Consider the following 388-nt stretch of genomic DNA (forward strand, 5'->3'; position numbering starts at 1 on the left):
TGTTGCTGTGGTTGGCCGACAAAGCAAAACATACCGGAAAGCCCGTTAGCTACAAAGATAGTATCGTAATCGGGGTGGCACAGGCTATAGCCATCCTCCCCGGAATTTCGCGCAGTGGAGCTACTATTTCTACTTCAGTTTTACTCGGAAATGACAAAGGAAAGGCAGCCCGTTTCTCATTTTTAATGGTTGTGCCTCTTATCTTAGGTAAGATCGCTAAAGACCTGCTTAGCGGGGATATTACCAATAGCACCATGGAACCAATGCCGCTAATTGCCGGGTTTATAGCCGCTTTCATTGCAGGGTTTGCTGCATGTACCTGGATGATTACCCTGGTGAAAAAGAGCAAATTATCCTACTTCGCCATCTATTGTTTTATTGTAGGGGT

At 45.6% G+C, this 388-nt stretch carries 1 protein-coding gene; it reads left to right on the forward strand.

What is annotated here, in order from left to right:
- Window positions 1-388, forward strand: a 388-nt coding sequence (locus tag HC176_RS17300) for an undecaprenyl-diphosphate phosphatase (protein WP_167920245.1), incomplete at both ends; no start/stop codon positions are given.

The organism is Tamlana crocina (assembly GCF_012037625.1).